This is a genomic window from Serratia sp. CY29653 (assembly GCF_052169255.1).
GTDB lineage: Bacteria > Pseudomonadota > Gammaproteobacteria > Enterobacterales > Enterobacteriaceae > Serratia > Serratia sarumanii.
The window spans coordinates 37,976-54,636 of record NZ_JBJNLC010000002.1 but is presented as its reverse complement, the minus strand read 5'-3'; the positions used below and the strand labels follow the sequence as shown (position 1 = coordinate 54,636).

Genomic DNA, 16,661 nt, shown 5'->3' with positions numbered 1-16,661 from the left:
CTCCTATCGGTAGGTAAAGCGCGGCCGCCACGGGGCGACGGCGCGAAAAAAGAGGCCGTAAACGGCCTACACCATTACAATGAGGGCATCCCCCCACCATTTCAACCGAGAGCCGGTTTTTATTGCTAAAGTTCACAAACGTGAAAGAAGTCACAGAACCGGAAAAGGGCATATCCTTAAACACCATAAGGTGATCTGGATTCAGTCATTTCTTACCAACCAGCATATGATCTGGGCAGCAACGGGCGATTTGGTTAATCGTTTCACGCCCCAAGCCTTCGGCAACATTAATTTAGGCTGTGCCCTTATTAGCCTTGACCTGACACATTATTAATTCGGCAGCAACACATAGAGAAGGTTCTCATGTCAAACAACATTCGTATCGAAGAAGACCTGTTAGGAACACGTGAAGTCCCCGCAGACGCTTACTACGGAGTCCACACTCTGCGTGCGATTGAAAACTTCTACATCAGCAACAGCAAAATCAGCGATGTCCCCGAGTTCGTTCGCGGCATGGTGATGGTGAAAAAGGCCGCGGCGATGGCCAACAAAGAACTCAAAACCATCCCGCGCAAAATCGCCGACGTGATCATCCAGGCCTGCGACGAGGTACTGGATAAAGGCAAGTGCATGGATCAGTTCCCGGTGGACGTGTTCCAGGGCGGCGCAGGCACCTCGCTGAACATGAACACCAACGAAGTGCTGGCGAACATCGGCCTGGAACTGATGGGCCACCAAAAAGGCGAATACCAGTACCTGAACCCGAACGATCACCTCAATAAGTGCCAGTCCACCAACGACGCCTACCCGACCGGGTTCCGCATCGCGGTGTACGCCTCCAACCAGAAGCTGATCGACGCCATCAACCAGCTGCGCGAAGGCTTCGACCGCAAGGCGAAAGAGTTCGAAACCATCCTGAAAATGGGCCGCACCCAGCTGCAGGACGCGGTACCGATGACCCTCGGCCAGGAATTCCACGCCTTCAGCGTGCTGCTGAACGAAGAGACCCGCAACCTGCACCGCACCGCGGAGCTGCTGCTGGAAGTGAACCTGGGCGCCACCGCCATCGGCACCGCGCTCAACACCCCGGAAGGCTATCAGCCGCTGGCGGTGCAAAAACTGGCGGAAGTCAGCGGCCTGCCGGTGGTGCCGGCGGAAGACCTGATCGAGGCCACCTCCGACTGCGGCGCCTACGTGATGGTGCACAGCGCGCTCAAACGCCTGGCGGTGAAACTGTCCAAAATCTGTAACGACCTGCGCCTGCTCTCCTCCGGCCCGCGCGCCGGCCTGAACGAAATCAACCTGCCAGAGCTGCAGGCGGGATCGTCCATCATGCCGGCCAAAGTGAACCCGGTGGTGCCGGAAGTGGTCAATCAGGTGTGTTTCAAGGTGATTGGCAACGACACTTGCGTTACCATGGCGGCCGAAGCGGGCCAGCTGCAGCTGAACGTGATGGAGCCGGTGATCGGCCAGGCGATGTTCGAGTCGATCCACATCCTGACCAACGCCTGCTACAACCTGCTGGAAAAATGCATTAACGGCATCACCGCGAATAAAGAAGTCTGCGAACACTACGTCTTCAACTCGATCGGTATCGTCACCTATCTGAACCCGTTCATCGGCCACCATAACGGTGACATCGTCGGGAAGATCTGCGCCGAAACCGGCAAGAGCGTGCGTGAAGTGGTGCTGGAACGCGGCCTGCTGACCGAAGCCGAGCTGGATGACATCTTCTCCGTGGAGAACCTGATGCACCCGGCCTATAAAGCCAAACGCTATACGGATGAAAATGAACAATAACAGACCTACCCGGTAGCCCTGAAAGGCACGCTAAATCCTCTGGATAGCGTGCCTTTTTACTTTTAGGCGCCCACAAAATTTTAACGTTTGATTTTCAATTTCTCTCATTTTAAGGAGTAAACACTATGCTAGCCGTAGAATTGGTTATCGTTCTGCTGGCCATCTTTTTAGGGGCCAGGTTGGGCGGTATCGGTATCGGGTTCGCGGGGGGATTGGGCGTTCTGGTCCTGGCGCTGATCGGCGTCAAGCCGGGCAGCATTCCCTTCGACGTGATTTCCATCATCATGGCGGTGATCGCGGCGATCTCCGCCATGCAGGTCGCCGGGGGGATGGATTACCTGGTGCAGCAGACCGAAAAGCTGCTGCGCAAGAACCCCAAGCACATCACCATTCTCGCCCCTATCGTCACCTACTTCCTGACCATCTTCGCCGGCACCGGCAACATCTCGCTCTCGGCGCTGCCGGTGATCGCCGAAGTGGCGAAAGAACAGGGCATCAAGCCTTGCCGGCCGCTGTCGACCGCCGTAGTGTCCGCCCAGATCGCCATCACCGCCTCGCCGATCTCCGCCGCGGTGGTATACATGTCTTCGGTGATGGAAGGCCACGGCGTCAGCTACCTGCATCTGCTGATGGTGGTGATCCCGTCCACCTTCTGCGCCGTGCTGGTGATGTCGCTGCTGGTGACCTGGCTGTTCGACTCCAAGCTGTCTAACGATCCGGTGTACCTGAAACGCCTGGAAGAAGGCCTGATCACCCTGCGTGGCAACAACGCGCTGGAGATCAAACCGCGCGCCAAAGCCTCGGTGCTGCTGTTCCTGCTGGGCGTGCTGTGCGTAGTGGCTTACGCCATCATCAACAGCCCGGGCCTGGGCCTGGTGGCCAAGCCGCTGATGAACACCACCAACGCCATCCTGATCATCATGCTGAGCGTCGCCACGCTGACCACCCTGCTGTGCCGCGTCGACACCGACATGGTGCTGAACTCCAGCACCTTCAAGGCCGGCATGAGCGCCTGTATCTGTATCCTCGGCGTCGCCTGGCTGGGCGATACCTTCGTGCAGGCCAACATCGACTGGATCAAAGAGACGGCCGGCAGCGTCATTCAGGCGCACCCGTGGCTGCTGGCGGTGATCTTCTTCTTCTGCTCGGCGCTGCTGTACTCGCAGGCCGCTACCGCCAAGGCGCTGATGCCGATGGCGCTGGCGCTGAACGTGTCGCCGCTGACCGCCGTCGCCTCCTTCGCCGCCGTCTCCGGCCTGTTCATCCTGCCGACCTACCCGACGCTGGTCGCCGCGGTGCAGATGGACGATACCGGCACCACGCGCATCGGCCGCTTCGTGTTCAACCACCCGTTCTTCATTCCCGGCACCATGGGCGTGATTTTCGCCGTGGTATTCGGCTTCCTGCTCGGCAGCATCATGCTGTAACGCTCCGACCGGGGCTGCGGCCCCGGTTTTCCTTCTGGCGATAAACTCGCCTTCTAGCCAATCCGCCTTCAGGGTATAGTGCCCATTCGAACCGATGAGAGGGCTGAAGATGTCTGATTGCGAAGCTGTCGTCATACTCTGTACCGCACCCGATGAAGCCAGCGCCCAGGAACTGGCGGCGCGGATCCTGGGCGATAAGCTGGCGGCCTGCGCCACGCTGCTGCCCGGCGCCACCTCGCTGTATTACTGGGAAGGGAAACTGGAACAGGAATACGAAGTGCAGATGCTGTTCAAAAGCGATCGCCGCCGTCAGCAGGCCCTGCTCGACACCCTGAAACAACATCACCCCTACCAGACGCCCGAGCTGCTGGTGCTGCCGGTGATAGCCGGAGATAAAGACTACCTGTTATGGATCAACGCTTCCTTAAACTGATTTTGCTGCTGTGCAGCCTGTTCTTCCTGCCGCAGGCGGCGCAGGCTTCGCTGTTCGCGCCGAAGGGCGGCAGCCAGTTCGTGCCTGTCGATCAGGCCTTCGCCTTCGATTTCAAACAGCAAGGCAGCCAGGTGACGCTGAACTGGCAGATCCGCCCCGGCTACTACCTGTATCGCCAGCAGATCAAACTGGTGCCGCAGCAGGCGACGCTCGGCGCCTTTACCCTGCCCGAAGGGCTGAGCCACAAGGACGAGTTCTTCGGCGAAGTGGCGATTTTCAAACAGCAGCTGAATCTGCAGGTGCCGCTGCAACAGGCGGCGGCCAACGCCAGCCTCAGCGTCACCTATCAGGGCTGCGCCGAGGCCGGCTTCTGCTATCCGCCGGAAACCCGCATCATCCCGCTGGATGCCGTCAGCGCCGGCGATGTCGCCCCGCTCCCGGCGGCTGCCCCTGCGCCAACCGAACAGCCCGCTACGCCGGCCAGCCTGCCGTTCTCGCCGCTGTGGGCATTGCTGATCGGCATCGGCATCGCCTTCACCCCCTGCGTGCTGCCGATGTACCCGCTGATCTCCGGCATCATCCTCGGCCGCGACCGGCCGCAAAGCAGCGGCCGCATTCTGGCGCTGGCAGTGGTTTACGTGCAGGGCATGGCGCTCACCTACACCCTGCTGGGGCTGGTGGTGGCCGCCGCCGGCCTGCAGTTCCAGGCGGCGCTGCAGCACCCTTACGTGCTGATCGGCCTGTCGGTGCTGTTTATCGCGCTGGCGCTGTCGATGTTCGGCCTCTATTCCCTGCAGCTGCCCTCGGCGCTGCAAACCCGGCTGGCGAGCTGGAGCAACACCCAGCGCGGCGGCTCGCTGACCGGCGTGTTCCTGATGGGCGCCCTTGCCGGGCTGATTTGCTCGCCCTGCACCACCGCGCCGCTCAGCGCCATCCTGCTGTATATCGCCCAGAGCGGTAACCTGTGGGCCGGCGGCGGCACGCTGTACCTGTACGCGCTGGGGATGGGCATTCCGCTGGTGATCGTCACCCTGTTCGGCAACCGCCTGCTGCCGCGCAGCGGCCCGTGGATGCAATACGTGAAAGAGGCCTTCGGCTTCGTCATCCTGGCGCTGCCGGTGTTCCTGCTGGAGCGGGTGATCGGCGATCTGTGGGGCCTGCGCCTGTGGAGCCTGCTCGGCCTGGCGTTCTTCGGCTGGGCCTTCGCTCTGAGCCTGAGAAGCGCGCGCGGCTGGGCGCGCGCCCTGCAGCTTCTGCTGCTGGCGGCGGCGGTGATCGCCGCGCGGCCGCTGCAGGACTGGGCCTTCGGCGCCGATCAGGCGCAGCAGGCGGCTCAACAACACCTGGCCTTTGCCCGCATCAACAACGTCGAGCAGCTCGATCTGGCGCTGCAACAGGCGCGCGGCAAGCCGGTGATGCTGGATCTGTACGCCGACTGGTGCGTGGCCTGTAAAGAGTTCGAGAAATACACCTTCAGCGATGCGGCGGTGCAGGCGAGCCTGGCCAACGCGGTGCTGCTGCAGGCGGACGTCACCGCTAACGGCGCGGAACAGGCGGCGCTGCTGAAGCATTTGCAGGTACTGGGGTTACCCACGATCCTGTTCTTCGATCCGGCGGGCCAGGAGCTGACGGCCCAGCGGGTCACCGGTTTTATGAAGGCAGAAGCCTTCAACGCGCATTTGCAGAAAGTGATGCGATAACTGACACTGAAGATCGGAAGCGAATGGGAGGAAGCACAAGTGCAACGTGAACACGTCCTTGATACCGCGCTGGGCCTGTTGGAACAACAGGGCCTGGCGACCGCCACATTAGAGATGCTGGCGGAAAAACTCGACGTTCAGCCCGGCGATCTCAAACGGTTCTGGCCGGATCGCGAAGCGCTGCTGTACGACTGCCTGCGCTACCACGGCCAACAGATCGACACCTGGCGCCGCCAGCTGTTGCTGGATGAAAACCTGAGCCCGCAGCAAAAACTGCTGGCGCGCTATGACGTGCTGGCGGAATACGTGCAGCACGACCGCTATCCCGGCTGCCTGTTTATCGCCGCCTGCAGCTTTTTCCCGGAAACGGATCATCCGATCCACCAGCTGGCGGAGCAGCAAAAGCTGACCTCGCTGGAGCTGACCCGCGAACTGCTGCGCGAAATGGACGCCGACGACGCCGACATGGTGGCGCAGCAAATGGAATTGATTCAGGAAGGCTGCCTGAGCAAACTGCTGGTAAAACGCCAGCTCCAGGACGTATCGGTCGCCAAACGGCTGGCGGAAGACATCTTGCAGGTGGCGCAGTGCCGCCGCAACGGGGCGCTAAGCTAGGCGAGCCGCGCTTGCGGCGCCGCCAGCCCAAGGAGATAGCCTGAACAGGCGCAATTTTTGCGCCCTTTGCCTGAAAAGCCAGCAACCGGACGCGTTTTAACGCCTTTCATGCATAAAGCCGTTGACGGCCATCGGCCAATACGGTTTAATGCTGCCCGTTGCCCGGATAGCTCAGTCGGTAGAGCAGGGGATTGAAAATCCCCGTGTCCTTGGTTCGATTCCGAGTCCGGGCACCATATTTAGAGAACCCGCCCAAAAGGCGGGTTTTTGCTTTTCAGGGCCAGGACTCTCCATCGAACTGCATTCGATTATTCGGCCAAAGGCCTCACCCTGCGGGCCAGCGCTGAAGCGCTGTTCAACGCGGCGCAGACGCCGGTTGTCCGAGTCCAGGCACCATATTCAGAAGAACCCGCCTATGGCGGGTTTTTCGCTTTCTGGGGTACGGACTCTCCATCGAACTGCGTTCGATTATTCGGCCAAAGGCCTCACCCTACGGGCCAGCGCTGAAGCGCTGTTCAACGCGGCGCAGGCGCCGGTTGTCCGAGTCCGGGCACCATCTTCAGAAGAACCCGCCTATGGCGGGTTCTTCGCTTTCTGGAGTTCGAACTCTCCATCGAACTGCGTTCGATTATTCGGCCAAAGGCCTCACCCTGCGGGCCAGCGCTGTTCAACCCGGCGCAGGCGCCGGTTGTCCGAGTCCGGTCGCCCTATTTAGAGAACCCAGCCTATGGCTGGGTTTTTGCTTTTCAGGGCAAGGACTCGTCATCGCGTGACTCCTGATGATTGCAATTAGCCCCACAGCCACCACCGCATTGTTCTATCGACCATTTCTCCCTGCAGCGTCAAACGCCTTTTTCTCATACGTTTCGCATGCATAAAAAATGAGAACACGCTCAGGCAAAACAGTAATATCGCCAGAAAAAATAAACTCACTGTACCTTCCTTTGGTAACGCTTATTGGCGCGCTTTATTTCCGAAAAACTACCTAACCAGATACCGGAGCGGTATTATTCCCTAGTGTTATCTTTAGGGCTGAATCCATAAACCTCTCCAATCAGAATCACAAAAAGCAGAGAGGCAGCCCTGCTTTTAATATGCATAATGACAACTGACAGATAACGGCATACTTTTCATAACGGCTGCAGAAAAAATGGACTTCTACGTCTCATTTTTCTCTTTTTCCTTAGGTTTGTCGGTGCTGCCGCCTGATACTTCAGTACACCGTGGTTGCCGTTGAAACCGGCATATACACAAGTCACCAGCATCGTGCAGAAAAGAATCAATGAATATTCACTTTATCCATAGATACATATCGAAACATCAATTAAAAACATTCTGGCTGTGAATTTAATGATTGAAACAAAATCACACATAAAATGATAAAATATAACAAAAATAATAAACTGAATATCCCTCATCACGGTTAAGAATATTCTCCATCATGAGAAAGCAGCCAGTAAATAAAATCATGCTGCCGCGTCAATAATAACTTGTCCATAACAGATCGTTTATGGCTATGCACCGTTTTTACACTTACCCCCATCATTCTGGCAACCTGGGCCTGCCCCACACCACGGCGTAGATGGCCGACTACCTGCCTTTCACGATCGGTGAGCGTCAAGGTCGCCACATTGGAACGGATGCCGTCCTTGGAAAATAAACAAGCCAATAGCCGGAAAAGCTCATTTTGCCGCCCCGCGCGATAAAGTACGTATGACATTTCGTCTGAGGCCGTGAACTTTCTTTCCTTAATCGTCACAACCTGAGCCGGAACGGGCTGGCCTGCACGGCGCCAACGCTGCGCACGTCGTCCCGAAGTGGCGATCACTACATCGGCACGCTCCGCCTCTTCCGGCTTTAAGAAAGACACCTTTTTCTGATTAACCTGGGCATACTCAATAATACTGTACTGTAAACCGGCCGCGTAATAGCGATTTTCGTCATCTATAAGGAAATTAAGCTTTTTCATTTTACCCCCTATTTATGCATTACGTACGGTTCAATCATCCGCTAAAAATTAAAGCTAACGCCCCCTCTCAGAGGGTAATAACAACTTATAAGAAATTTTTCTCTCATCACTTGAATTGCAAACGCACTTACATCATCAAAACCGACATTGAACAGGCTCTATATTTTTTCTTCATAAAAAATTTCAATAATGAACATCTCCCAGCAAGAGATAAAAATAATGAAAGCCTGACTGACACCCCTCACCAAAATTGAAGGTATTATTAACTATATCACCACGAAAGATCTCACCATCACTAAAAAAATTCTAGCAACACAAATAATCAACTTTATAGAACAACTGAAAACGGAGATAAAACACGTCAATCAAAAATATAACCCATCAGTTAAAAATAACAGATCAACTACCATTTCTCCGACACCGGGAAAACTAGAGTATTGATAAAACCGCTACGGCGCTAGCGTTGAAAACCCCCGGTGATATGTCACCAACAGATTTTAATGTTGAACTCACCTGAACCACTCTACCTGTTGGCTCAATAACAAGATCGACCCCCGGCCCAGCCGGCTGACCATTAATTTTAAGGTTTGTCCTTAAGGTTCCAGTTTCATTCAACGCCAACCCATTCACCCCTTCACTAATAAATAATTGAATGTTTGATTTTTTATTACAGGTAATGTTCAAAGACTCAGAAGCCGTATTCCCCTCCACCTCACCAATATTAATTACACCATGATTTAGCGTAAGGCTCGGCGTCACAATATCACAAGAAACATTCCCTTCAGGAGGGTTTGCACATATTGAACCAGGCATGCGCTTTATCACCCCGACAACATCGCTCCTATAGAACAATCCTACGCACGCACCACCAACAATAAGGTATCGGTTATAGGCAAATCCCCCGGCTCTCGGCAGGCCCACGTTTCTTTTAAAATTCTCGCCGAGCTCCCCCATCGTCCGTGAACTTGCAACCCACGAAACTTTTGAAGCCTCCCAATAGCCATCAGAGTCAGACGGGTAACCCGATGCATTATATGAGCTGGTAATCATCATTGTACAATTTAAATTATTATAACAGGGGTTTGGCTTATTATCATCCGTTGTCCACTCAAGCATCTCATAGTAAAACTTCCCCCACAATAGCCCCCCTTCTTTCTTTGTCACCTGGAAATATATTTCTGCGTTGGCACTTTCTAAACTAAAAATCATAAAAATAGCCATCAGTATTTTTTTAGCCATAACATTGCCAGTTTAAAGTTCAAGAAATCTAAGTTATAAAATGTTAATTAACCACCTTGGTCAATCAACGCCATCAGCACGGTATAAAGAACGCCTCACACTTGCATCAAAATAAAAAAGCAAAAAATTCAATAGGTAATACCCCAAAAAAATCAAACAAGGTAATGGATATCTTTTGCCTGGATACGTACATTACGCGATTAACGAAGCAACAATACCTTTTGCACGTAGAGCCTATTACTCATATTCCAGGTTAAAAGTGGCTACCGCACTAAAAGCACCGTGACCGATAGTTTTATTCGCAATCGCTTCCGGCTCACCGCGCACATAGGCCAACAGGCGAATACCGTTGGTTCCCTCCGCCAGCGTGAGCTTCTCTACGGAGTGGTTAATGGCCACCGTTTGGCCTTCCAGCGTTTCCAAGCCGATGCCGATACCGCCAGCTTGGCCAGCCGGTGCCAACAAGCCTGGCAAAGCCAAACTCTCTGTTCCGTTCAACGTCATTCGCACCGTTTTGCCCACGCTGAGATCGCACTCAGCCAGGATAATTTCGAACTGTACGCCCGGTGAACGCAGATTCTGATAAAGATACTTGTCCACTATGCTGCCAAAATTGAGCACCACCGTCTCCTGGCCAGGCGGGATCACACAGGGTTCCGCCACCAGTGCGCCTCTAAATGTCATATTGTCCGCAGCCCACGCCGGCAACAATGCTCCCCACCCTAACAGCAGCCCGGCGATGATGTTCTTTGCTATCGTCCGTTTCCTCATTGGTACTCCACCTGTAGTGTCGCCGTGGCCAGAAAAGCCCCCTCTTTTAACTTTTCCCCAGGCTTAGCGACAGGAACAGCTTCCAGCAGCGGCGGGTTGCCGGGATCGATCTTGATGCCGCTGTTAGGGGGAAAGGGCACACCGTTCTGATAAACCCGGATACCCAGGTTGACGTTATCGGTTAGCACCGCCGCCTTGTCGAATCCGGCAGCAGCCCCCTTTAATGTCAGCACCGTCTCCCAAGGTACAGCATCCGGCGCCTCACACCGAATACGATAATTCACTGCCTGACGATAGTTATTCCCGTCTATTTTATTAACGCCAACCCGTAGGCCGAAATCAACATCTACCATCCCCCCATCATTGATGCTACAGGGGGGCGGCGCACGAAGAAAACCACGAAACTGCATATCGGTCTCAACAACCGCCCACAGTGGCATGTGGAATAAGGTCAAGGCGCTCAGTAACAGCATAGCTATCGGACCAGACTGCATGGTATTTATCCCCTCATTGATAATCGACCCGCAGTGTAGCGGAGGCGGTAAATTCCCCAGTCGGCAGGGTGGCCCCGCTCTGCTTCACCGGCACCGCTTCCAGCTTCGGCATGCTGGGATAAGTGAAGTTTTGCCAAGCGTTAAGCGGTATACGCACACCGTCCCTCTGCAGTTCAATACCTAAACCATTCACACTGGTTTTCAACAGCGTCCCATCGAAACCTGCAGCGGCGCCGGAGAGCTGCAGCCGCATGGCATTTTTCCAGGGCCCGTTACAGCTCAACCCATAGCCCACCGGCTGACGGTAATTATCGCCGTCGATGCGTGTAGTCATAACCTCATCGCCGAAGTTAACCTCGATCGGTTTGCCACCGTTGAGGGTACAAGGCAACGGTGCCACTACCGTCACACTGACCGTCACGATGCTCACCGCCGCCTGCGCTATTGAAGTCATCGAAACCAATAAGGTGAGCACCAGCCATACTTTGCCTTTTTTACTTTTCATGTATGTCCCTTACGTTACTTACCTGACATTCACACTCAGAAAATATCTACCGCCACCACCGTCGAGCAGGGGAAATCTCCCGATGTGAATGTAATAATGGTAAACCGTAGGGAAGATGACTTTTCATATTCGCCTCAGTCATAACTCAGAGCAAAATCCACCATCGCCCGATACGCACCGGCTCTCAGCGGCGCCACGGTGCGCTCAGGAGTGATGCTATAACTCAGAACGCTGTTGCCCGGCGTTAGCCACAACGGCGCGCCGCGGCTGCCCAGCCGCACATCCCGGCCATGTGCATCCAGCAGGCGCAGCCCCATACCGCTGGCCCCCTGCACCTTTACAAGCTGCGCGTTATCGGCGTCGGCCGGGGCATTAAAGGCCACCCGCACCGCCGGCTGGTCATGTGCCCAGAGCAGCGCCCCGGTGCGTTCATCCCGGCTCGCCGTCGGGCCGCGCAGGCAGTCGCGCAGCCGCAACTGGAACGCCACCGGTGCACCGCGATCGCCCGGCTGCACCAGCCGGCCGGTCGTTACCTCACCCAGACTGATATCCTGCCGCGCGCTGTCCATCTCCAGCCGGCAGGCGCTCTCCGTCAGTGCCCCACTGATATAGAGCACGCCGTTGGCGCCCTCCACATCCCAGTTGTCAACGGCGTTGGCCGCCGGCAGCAGCCACAGCAGCGCCGTCAGACTGAGCGGGGCCATCAGCGCCAGCCCGCCCAGCGCGGCGTAATAGCGCAGTTCACTCAAGGCATACGTCCACTCACGCGCTTTGACGTTTGTCCTTGCCATTTTTCTTCCTCCTCAGGCGCCGTACGGCCCGTTGACTCAGGACGCCTTCTTCTCCGGCACCACTGTGCAGCTGCTGCCGCTGCAGGTGAAGCTCAGCTGCGGCCGGCCGCCGTAGTCGTTAATGTAGGTCAGCACCGGGATGCCACCCAGGCTCCCCGCGCTTACCGGCAGCGGCGTGTTGCCCTTCGGCGGCACCATAAACGGCTCGAACCCTTTGACCCCTTCCGCGCCTTTACGGCTGGCGGCATCGATGATGGTGACGTAGTACGGCGTCGGGTTGTTGACGATGTACCTGTCGCCCTGTTTGGTCAGCGTCAGCTGCTCCTGCCACGGCGCCGCGTTGCGCTCCGGCGCGATCGCCGCCGGGCGGTAGAACAGCTTGATGCGCGTCTGCAGCGCGATCTGCAGCGAGTTCGGCTTGTTGCTCTTCGGTGGGATCTCGCGCAGGTTGAAGTAGTACAGCGACTCCCTGTCCTGCGGCAGCAGCTTCGCCGCCGGCAGCGCCTGGATCTTCACCTGGCTCGGCTTGCCCGGCTCGATGCGCTGCACCGGCGGCAGCACCGTCAGCGGGCTTTGGATCTTGTTGCCCTGTTCGTCTTCCAGCCAGCCCTGCGCCAGGTACGGCAGCTGCTTGTTCTGGTTGCTGACGCTCAGACTCACCGACTGCACGCTGCCGTCGAAAATCACCCGCGTGCGGTCCAGCGCGATGGCGGCGTGCGCCGTCGGGGCCAGCGCCCCGGCCAGCAGAGCCGTGGTGGCCAGCAGGCCGATTACGTTACGATTGTTCATCATCAAAACTCCTCAATTCAGTGTTCTTTGCTATCCGCATCGGCGCTTAACGCCCGGCACGGCAGCAGTAAATTCGTCGTCAGCATCTCCGGCGGCAGCGGCGTCGGCATCTGCACCTCACACTGCGCCGCCCCGCTCCAATGCACCGTCATGCGCTCGCCGGCGTTGATGCCGCTCAGGTAGACGCTGCCGCCGTCGTTGACGATGCCGGTCTCCTGTTTGCGGGCGTTCAGCACCGTGGCGCCGAACGGCGGCTCGCTGCCGTCCGCCAGCTTAATCACCGCCATCGCCTTCTCCCCGGCGATCACCGCGAACTTGCGGTAACCAATGGCGCCCTCGGTCAGCGTCGCCTGCACTACCGATTGGGTGGCCTCGGCGTTCTCCCCCAGCTTGTCCAGATCGATGCTGGCCCGGTTGCGGTAGTAACTGTTGACGTCCGTCACCACCGCCTTGCCCCAGCGGTTGGTCGACGCTGCGCTGCCGTAGCCGCGCACCGGCACCCCGGCCACCCCTTCGGTGTCCAGCAGCAGCCGGGTGCCGCCCGCCATGTTCGTGCGGTGCAGGGCGCCGCCCTCGGCGGTCAGCGTCATCCCGCCCTGGGCGCTCAGCCCGACCGCGCTGTACCGGTCCTGCTGGTAGCTGGCGTTGGCGCTCATACGCGCCAGATCGCCGTTGCGGTTGTAGTAACCGCTCAGGCTGGCGCCGCTGCGCGAACCGCCGGCGCTGAGCTGATAGTTACTGCGCTCGTCGAGGCGGTCGTAATAGCCCACCCGGTGGCTGTTGTCGTCACGGTTGACCGTGGTGTTGTAGCTCAACGTGGCGCCGTTGCCCCACGGCACCGACAGCGATAGATAGGCGCCGTCGTCGTTACGCTCGTTGTAGCGATTGCGGTACGCCGACATCGACAGGCTCATGTTCTTCACGTTGCCCAGATCGAAATAGCGCGACAGCGTCAGGCTGTAGCGATCGTTAGCCGGCCGGTCCCAGTAGGTCTGGTGGCTGTAGTTGAGGTAGGCACTCAACCCCAGGTCGCGCAGCTGCTGGTTGTAGGTGATGGTGTACATCTCCTTGCTGTTGCCGAACCGCCGGCCGTATTCCCGTGCGTCCAGGAATTCGCTCATGCTCATAAAGTTCTTTTCCGCGAAGCGGTAGCCGGCGAAGGTTACCTGGCTGTCCAGCTCGTCGAAGGTCTTCGAGTAACTGAGACGGTACGAGCCGCCGCTCAGCGTTTCGCCGCTTTGCGCCCTTTCATTCTGCTCATTCTGCGCCTGCTGCGGCAGCCTGGCGCGCGACTGGGTGACGTCGAACGACAACGCACCCAGCAGCATCAGGTCGCGGCCGATACCCAGCGCCAGGGCGTTATAGTCGCCACCCAGCAGGGCGCCGCCGTACAGCGACCAACCGTTGCTCACCCCCCAGGAAAACTCGCCGGTGCCGAACAGCGGCCCGCGGTAGCGGTGATCGAGATCCGACGGCTTGCCCGCCGCCAGCTTGTAGCGCACAGAACCGGGGCGCGTCAGGTACGGGATGCTGGCGGTGCTCATTTTGAATGCCTGCACGCTGCCGTCCTGCTCTTCCACCTTCACGTCCAAATCGCCGGAGATCGCGTCGTTGATGTCCTGAATGCGGAACGGCCCCGCCGCCACCTGCGTCTCGTACAGCACCCGCCCCTGCTGGCTGATGGTCACTTTGGCGTTGCTCTTCGCCACCCCCACCACCTCCGGCGCATAGCCGCGCAGGTTGGGCGGCAGCATCATGTCGTCGGAGCGCAGGCTCAGGCCGCCGAAGCGGAAGCTGTCGAACAGGCCGGAGTCGAGGTAGTCCTCGCCGACGGTCAGCTTCGAGCGCAACGCCGGCAGCGCCCGATAAGCGTAGTAGCGGCTCCAGTCCAGCCGCTTCTCCATGCCCTGACCACTGCTCTGGTGGTTTATATTCGCCTGCCAGTCGGCGCGCAGCCGCCAGGCTGCCAGGTTAGCCCCCGCCGTGCCGTTGCCGCTCAGGCCGTAGCTTTGCCCACCATATTGCAGCTGGCGCTGCGTTTGGGCGTTGAGGTTGTAATCCAGCAACACGCCCGATATGCCCTCGTCCCAGCGCGCCGGCGGATCCCAGTCCTCCGAGACATAGTCCAGATAGGCCTGCGGAATGCTGAGGTACAGCGCCGAGGTAGCCAGATCGCCACGCGCCTCCATGCCCGGCAGGCTGGCTTCATCCAGGCACTCGCCCTGGTGCCACCAGTTCAGCTTGCCACGCATCTCGTCCTTAAGGCCGAGCTGCTCCACCAGCGCCGGCGACAGGCAGGCGCGGCTGCCGTTCGGATCGTCGTCAGGCGCGTAGAACGGCACCGGCTGCTCCGGCAGATCGCTCTTGTTCAGACGCACCACCATGCTGTAGCTACCAGGCATGATGAAACCACCGCGCGCAAACTGGCTGAGATCGATATTTTTGCGGTCGTTCACGTCCAGCACGTCGGTGTTGAACTGGATCTCTTCCGCCTGCGCCGCAGGCATTCCGCCGGCGAAGCCCAGCGCCAGCGCCACGCTGACGCTCAGAATATGAAAACGAAATGGCTTCCCTGCAGGCAAAAACATCATGTCCAGACCTTTTATTTATCAGATTCCCTGTGGGTAACGGTCGCCTCAGTAATAATCCATTTTGAAACGCACCGAGGAAAAATAACCCCCTGCTTTAAGCGGCCGATTATTGGCAATCAGCGCCAGGGTAAAATTCAGCCGGTAATTTCCGGGAATAATCTCCATTGGCAGTAATGGCCTGCCCGGCCGAGCAATATTCCCATTGGAATCGGTAATTCTTAACGCCACGCCGGAGATATCACCGTTAATGCCAAACGCCTCACCATCGGCGTGACCGTCAAAGATAATTTGAAATTGTTTCCAGTCCGGCAGTTTTTTATCGGTGCGTTCAAGCACGCAGTTCACCAGCTCAATGCTGAACGGCACTCCTATCCCATTCCCGCCGCGTTCAATATCCGCCAGCGCCGTATTTTTCATGTCGACAATTTGTTCCCGGCTTTCCGTGGCGATGGCGCAAGCGGTATCGATAATAGCGCCTTGCATATTGACGCGTCCTTCGCCTTGCGCAGCAGAAATAGCCTGCGAAACAAAACCAAACGACACCCACAATAGGCAAAACGCCCCTATTATTTTTATTCGACAGTTCATTCAACTTTCCCGTGAAATAACGATTCCCTGTAAATGGCATGCGGGTTGCCCCGCATGCCCGATAATCACACGTATTTCTTCGGGTAACTTATTACTGGTAAGCCAGGGTAAAGTCGGCCACGGACTGGAATTCACCCGGTACGATAGTTGCGCCGGAAGCAGTGCTGCCCTGCAGATAAGCGCTGAAACTCAGGGTATTGTTGCCATTGCCCAGACTTTGTGCAGTTGTAGCCGTACCCAGCTTGATCGGTTTACCAGCACTATCGGTAATGACGATCCCTGCCCCTTTAGCATCACCTGACAATGCCAGCAGCTCAGGGTTAGCGTCGGAAGCCGCGCCAGAGAAGGTCAATTTTACCGAATTCTTTCCACCCTCCTCAATGACACAGTTATCCAGCTTAACCTGGAAGTTTTTCGGGGCGGATTTACCGCCGCCTTTCAGCGCCACGTTGGAAATCGCACCCAGTTCAACTGTCTGATCCATGGATTCCGGGGTAATAGAGCAAGGTGCATCGATAATAGAGCCGCTAAAGGTCACTTTGCCGTGACCCTGATCGGCCGCGTTTGCCACAGAAGACGCGCCAAATACCATGGCCGCAGCCAGCATGATTTTGTTCAGTTTCATATAAATCCCTTACATTCCTTAGTAAGCAGTGGAGTAAATTAAATCCATAAGTCACCGACGTTATGCACTTCAGAATTTTCTGCGCCTCACATCGGTGGCTAATACGCTGCGTTTGGCGCCCCGTATCAGTGGGAACAAATTTACATCCCCTCACTGAAAATTGAAATGTTATGTCGTAAAAATACAAAAACACAGTTTTAAACACCAACAAATACACATAAAATAGGTTTTAAATTCAAAAAATAGCTTTTAATTATCGATATTTATTTTAAAAAACTTGTAAACAAATAAATATTTCACCTCTATTATAACAATAGAGAGAAA

15 protein-coding genes and 1 tRNA gene are annotated in these 16,661 nt (G+C 56.7%); 6 read left to right on the top strand and 10 right to left on the bottom strand.

The features are described from left to right. Window positions 1–363: 363 nt before the first annotated feature. From aspA to ACJ8HN_RS13785, 6 genes are all read left to right on the top strand, one after another. The gene (gene aspA / locus ACJ8HN_RS13810; protein WP_004929659.1) at window positions 364–1,800 is read left to right on the top strand and encodes an aspartate ammonia-lyase; all 1,437 of its coding nucleotides are present in this window, start codon (window positions 364–366) and stop codon (window positions 1,798–1,800) included. A gap of 125 nt (window positions 1,801–1,925) precedes the next feature. Continuing rightward, complete coding sequence (locus tag ACJ8HN_RS13805) at window positions 1,926–3,227, top strand: anaerobic C4-dicarboxylate transporter (protein ID WP_041037552.1); 1,302 nt, start codon at window positions 1,926–1,928, stop codon at window positions 3,225–3,227. Between the two features lie 109 nt (window positions 3,228–3,336). After that, on the top strand, window positions 3,337–3,660 hold the full coding sequence (gene cutA / locus ACJ8HN_RS13800; protein WP_442523587.1) for a divalent cation tolerance protein CutA: 324 nt from the start codon (window positions 3,337–3,339) through the stop codon (window positions 3,658–3,660). Further along, window positions 3,636–5,360 carry a protein-disulfide reductase DsbD gene (locus ACJ8HN_RS13795; protein WP_442523586.1) on the top strand — a complete coding sequence of 575 codons (1,725 nt, stop codon included), beginning with the start codon at window positions 3,636–3,638 and terminating at the stop codon, window positions 5,358–5,360. The genes cutA and ACJ8HN_RS13795 overlap by 25 nt, the downstream gene beginning before the upstream one ends. Window positions 5,361–5,399: 39 nt before the next feature. Then, complete coding sequence (gene dicD, locus ACJ8HN_RS13790; protein WP_033636761.1) at window positions 5,400–5,975, top strand: division control transcriptional repressor DicD; 576 nt, start codon at window positions 5,400–5,402, stop codon at window positions 5,973–5,975. A gap of 160 nt (window positions 5,976–6,135) precedes the next feature. Continuing rightward, window positions 6,136–6,211 (top strand) — tRNA-Phe (locus tag ACJ8HN_RS13785). A 1,187-nt stretch (window positions 6,212–7,398) separates the two neighbouring features. Here ACJ8HN_RS13785 and ACJ8HN_RS13780 read toward each other — a convergent pair. The 10 genes from ACJ8HN_RS13780 to ACJ8HN_RS13735 all read right to left on the bottom strand — a co-directional run bounded on the left by ACJ8HN_RS13780 (window position 7,399) and on the right by ACJ8HN_RS13735 (window position 16,337). Beyond that, a complete protein-coding gene (locus tag ACJ8HN_RS13780; protein ID WP_442523585.1) occupies window positions 7,399–7,944 on the bottom strand; it encodes a response regulator transcription factor in 546 nt (181 codons plus the stop codon). Between the two features lie 429 nt (window positions 7,945–8,373). Beyond that, complete coding sequence (locus tag ACJ8HN_RS13775) at window positions 8,374–9,183, bottom strand: MrpH family fimbial adhesin (RefSeq protein WP_442523584.1); 810 nt, start codon at window positions 9,181–9,183, stop codon at window positions 8,374–8,376. Window positions 9,184–9,420: 237 nt separating this feature from the next. Continuing rightward, entirely contained in the window at window positions 9,421–9,954 is a 534-nt protein-coding gene (locus ACJ8HN_RS13770) for a fimbrial protein (protein ID WP_442523583.1), read from the bottom strand. Beyond that, the gene (locus ACJ8HN_RS13765) at window positions 9,951–10,427 is read right to left on the bottom strand and encodes a fimbrial protein (protein WP_442523582.1); all 477 of its coding nucleotides are present in this window, start codon (window positions 10,425–10,427) and stop codon (window positions 9,951–9,953) included. Before ACJ8HN_RS13765 ends, ACJ8HN_RS13770 begins: the two co-directional genes overlap by 4 nt. A gap of 34 nt (window positions 10,428–10,461) precedes the next feature. Continuing rightward, window positions 10,462–10,953 (bottom strand): fimbrial protein, encoded by a 492-nt coding sequence (locus ACJ8HN_RS13760; protein WP_442523581.1) that lies wholly within the window; start codon window positions 10,951–10,953, stop codon window positions 10,462–10,464. A gap of 134 nt (window positions 10,954–11,087) precedes the next feature. After that, a complete protein-coding gene (locus tag ACJ8HN_RS13755; protein ID WP_442523580.1) occupies window positions 11,088–11,744 on the bottom strand; it encodes a fimbrial protein in 657 nt (218 codons plus the stop codon). A 36-nt stretch (window positions 11,745–11,780) separates the two neighbouring features. Next, window positions 11,781–12,536 (bottom strand): fimbria/pilus periplasmic chaperone, encoded by a 756-nt coding sequence (locus ACJ8HN_RS13750; RefSeq protein ID WP_442523579.1) that lies wholly within the window; start codon window positions 12,534–12,536, stop codon window positions 11,781–11,783. A gap of 14 nt (window positions 12,537–12,550) precedes the next feature. Further along, window positions 12,551–15,124, bottom strand: coding sequence for an outer membrane usher protein (locus ACJ8HN_RS13745; protein WP_442523578.1), 2,574 nt, complete (start codon window positions 15,122–15,124; stop codon window positions 12,551–12,553). Between the two features lie 45 nt (window positions 15,125–15,169). Beyond that, window positions 15,170–15,712, bottom strand: a complete 543-nt coding sequence (locus ACJ8HN_RS13740) for a fimbrial protein (RefSeq protein ID WP_442523577.1) — start codon at window positions 15,710–15,712, stop codon at window positions 15,170–15,172. A 91-nt stretch (window positions 15,713–15,803) separates the two neighbouring features. Then, entirely contained in the window at window positions 15,804–16,337 is a 534-nt protein-coding gene (locus ACJ8HN_RS13735; protein ID WP_060440909.1) for a fimbrial protein, read from the bottom strand. Window positions 16,338–16,661: the final 324 nt, after the last annotated feature.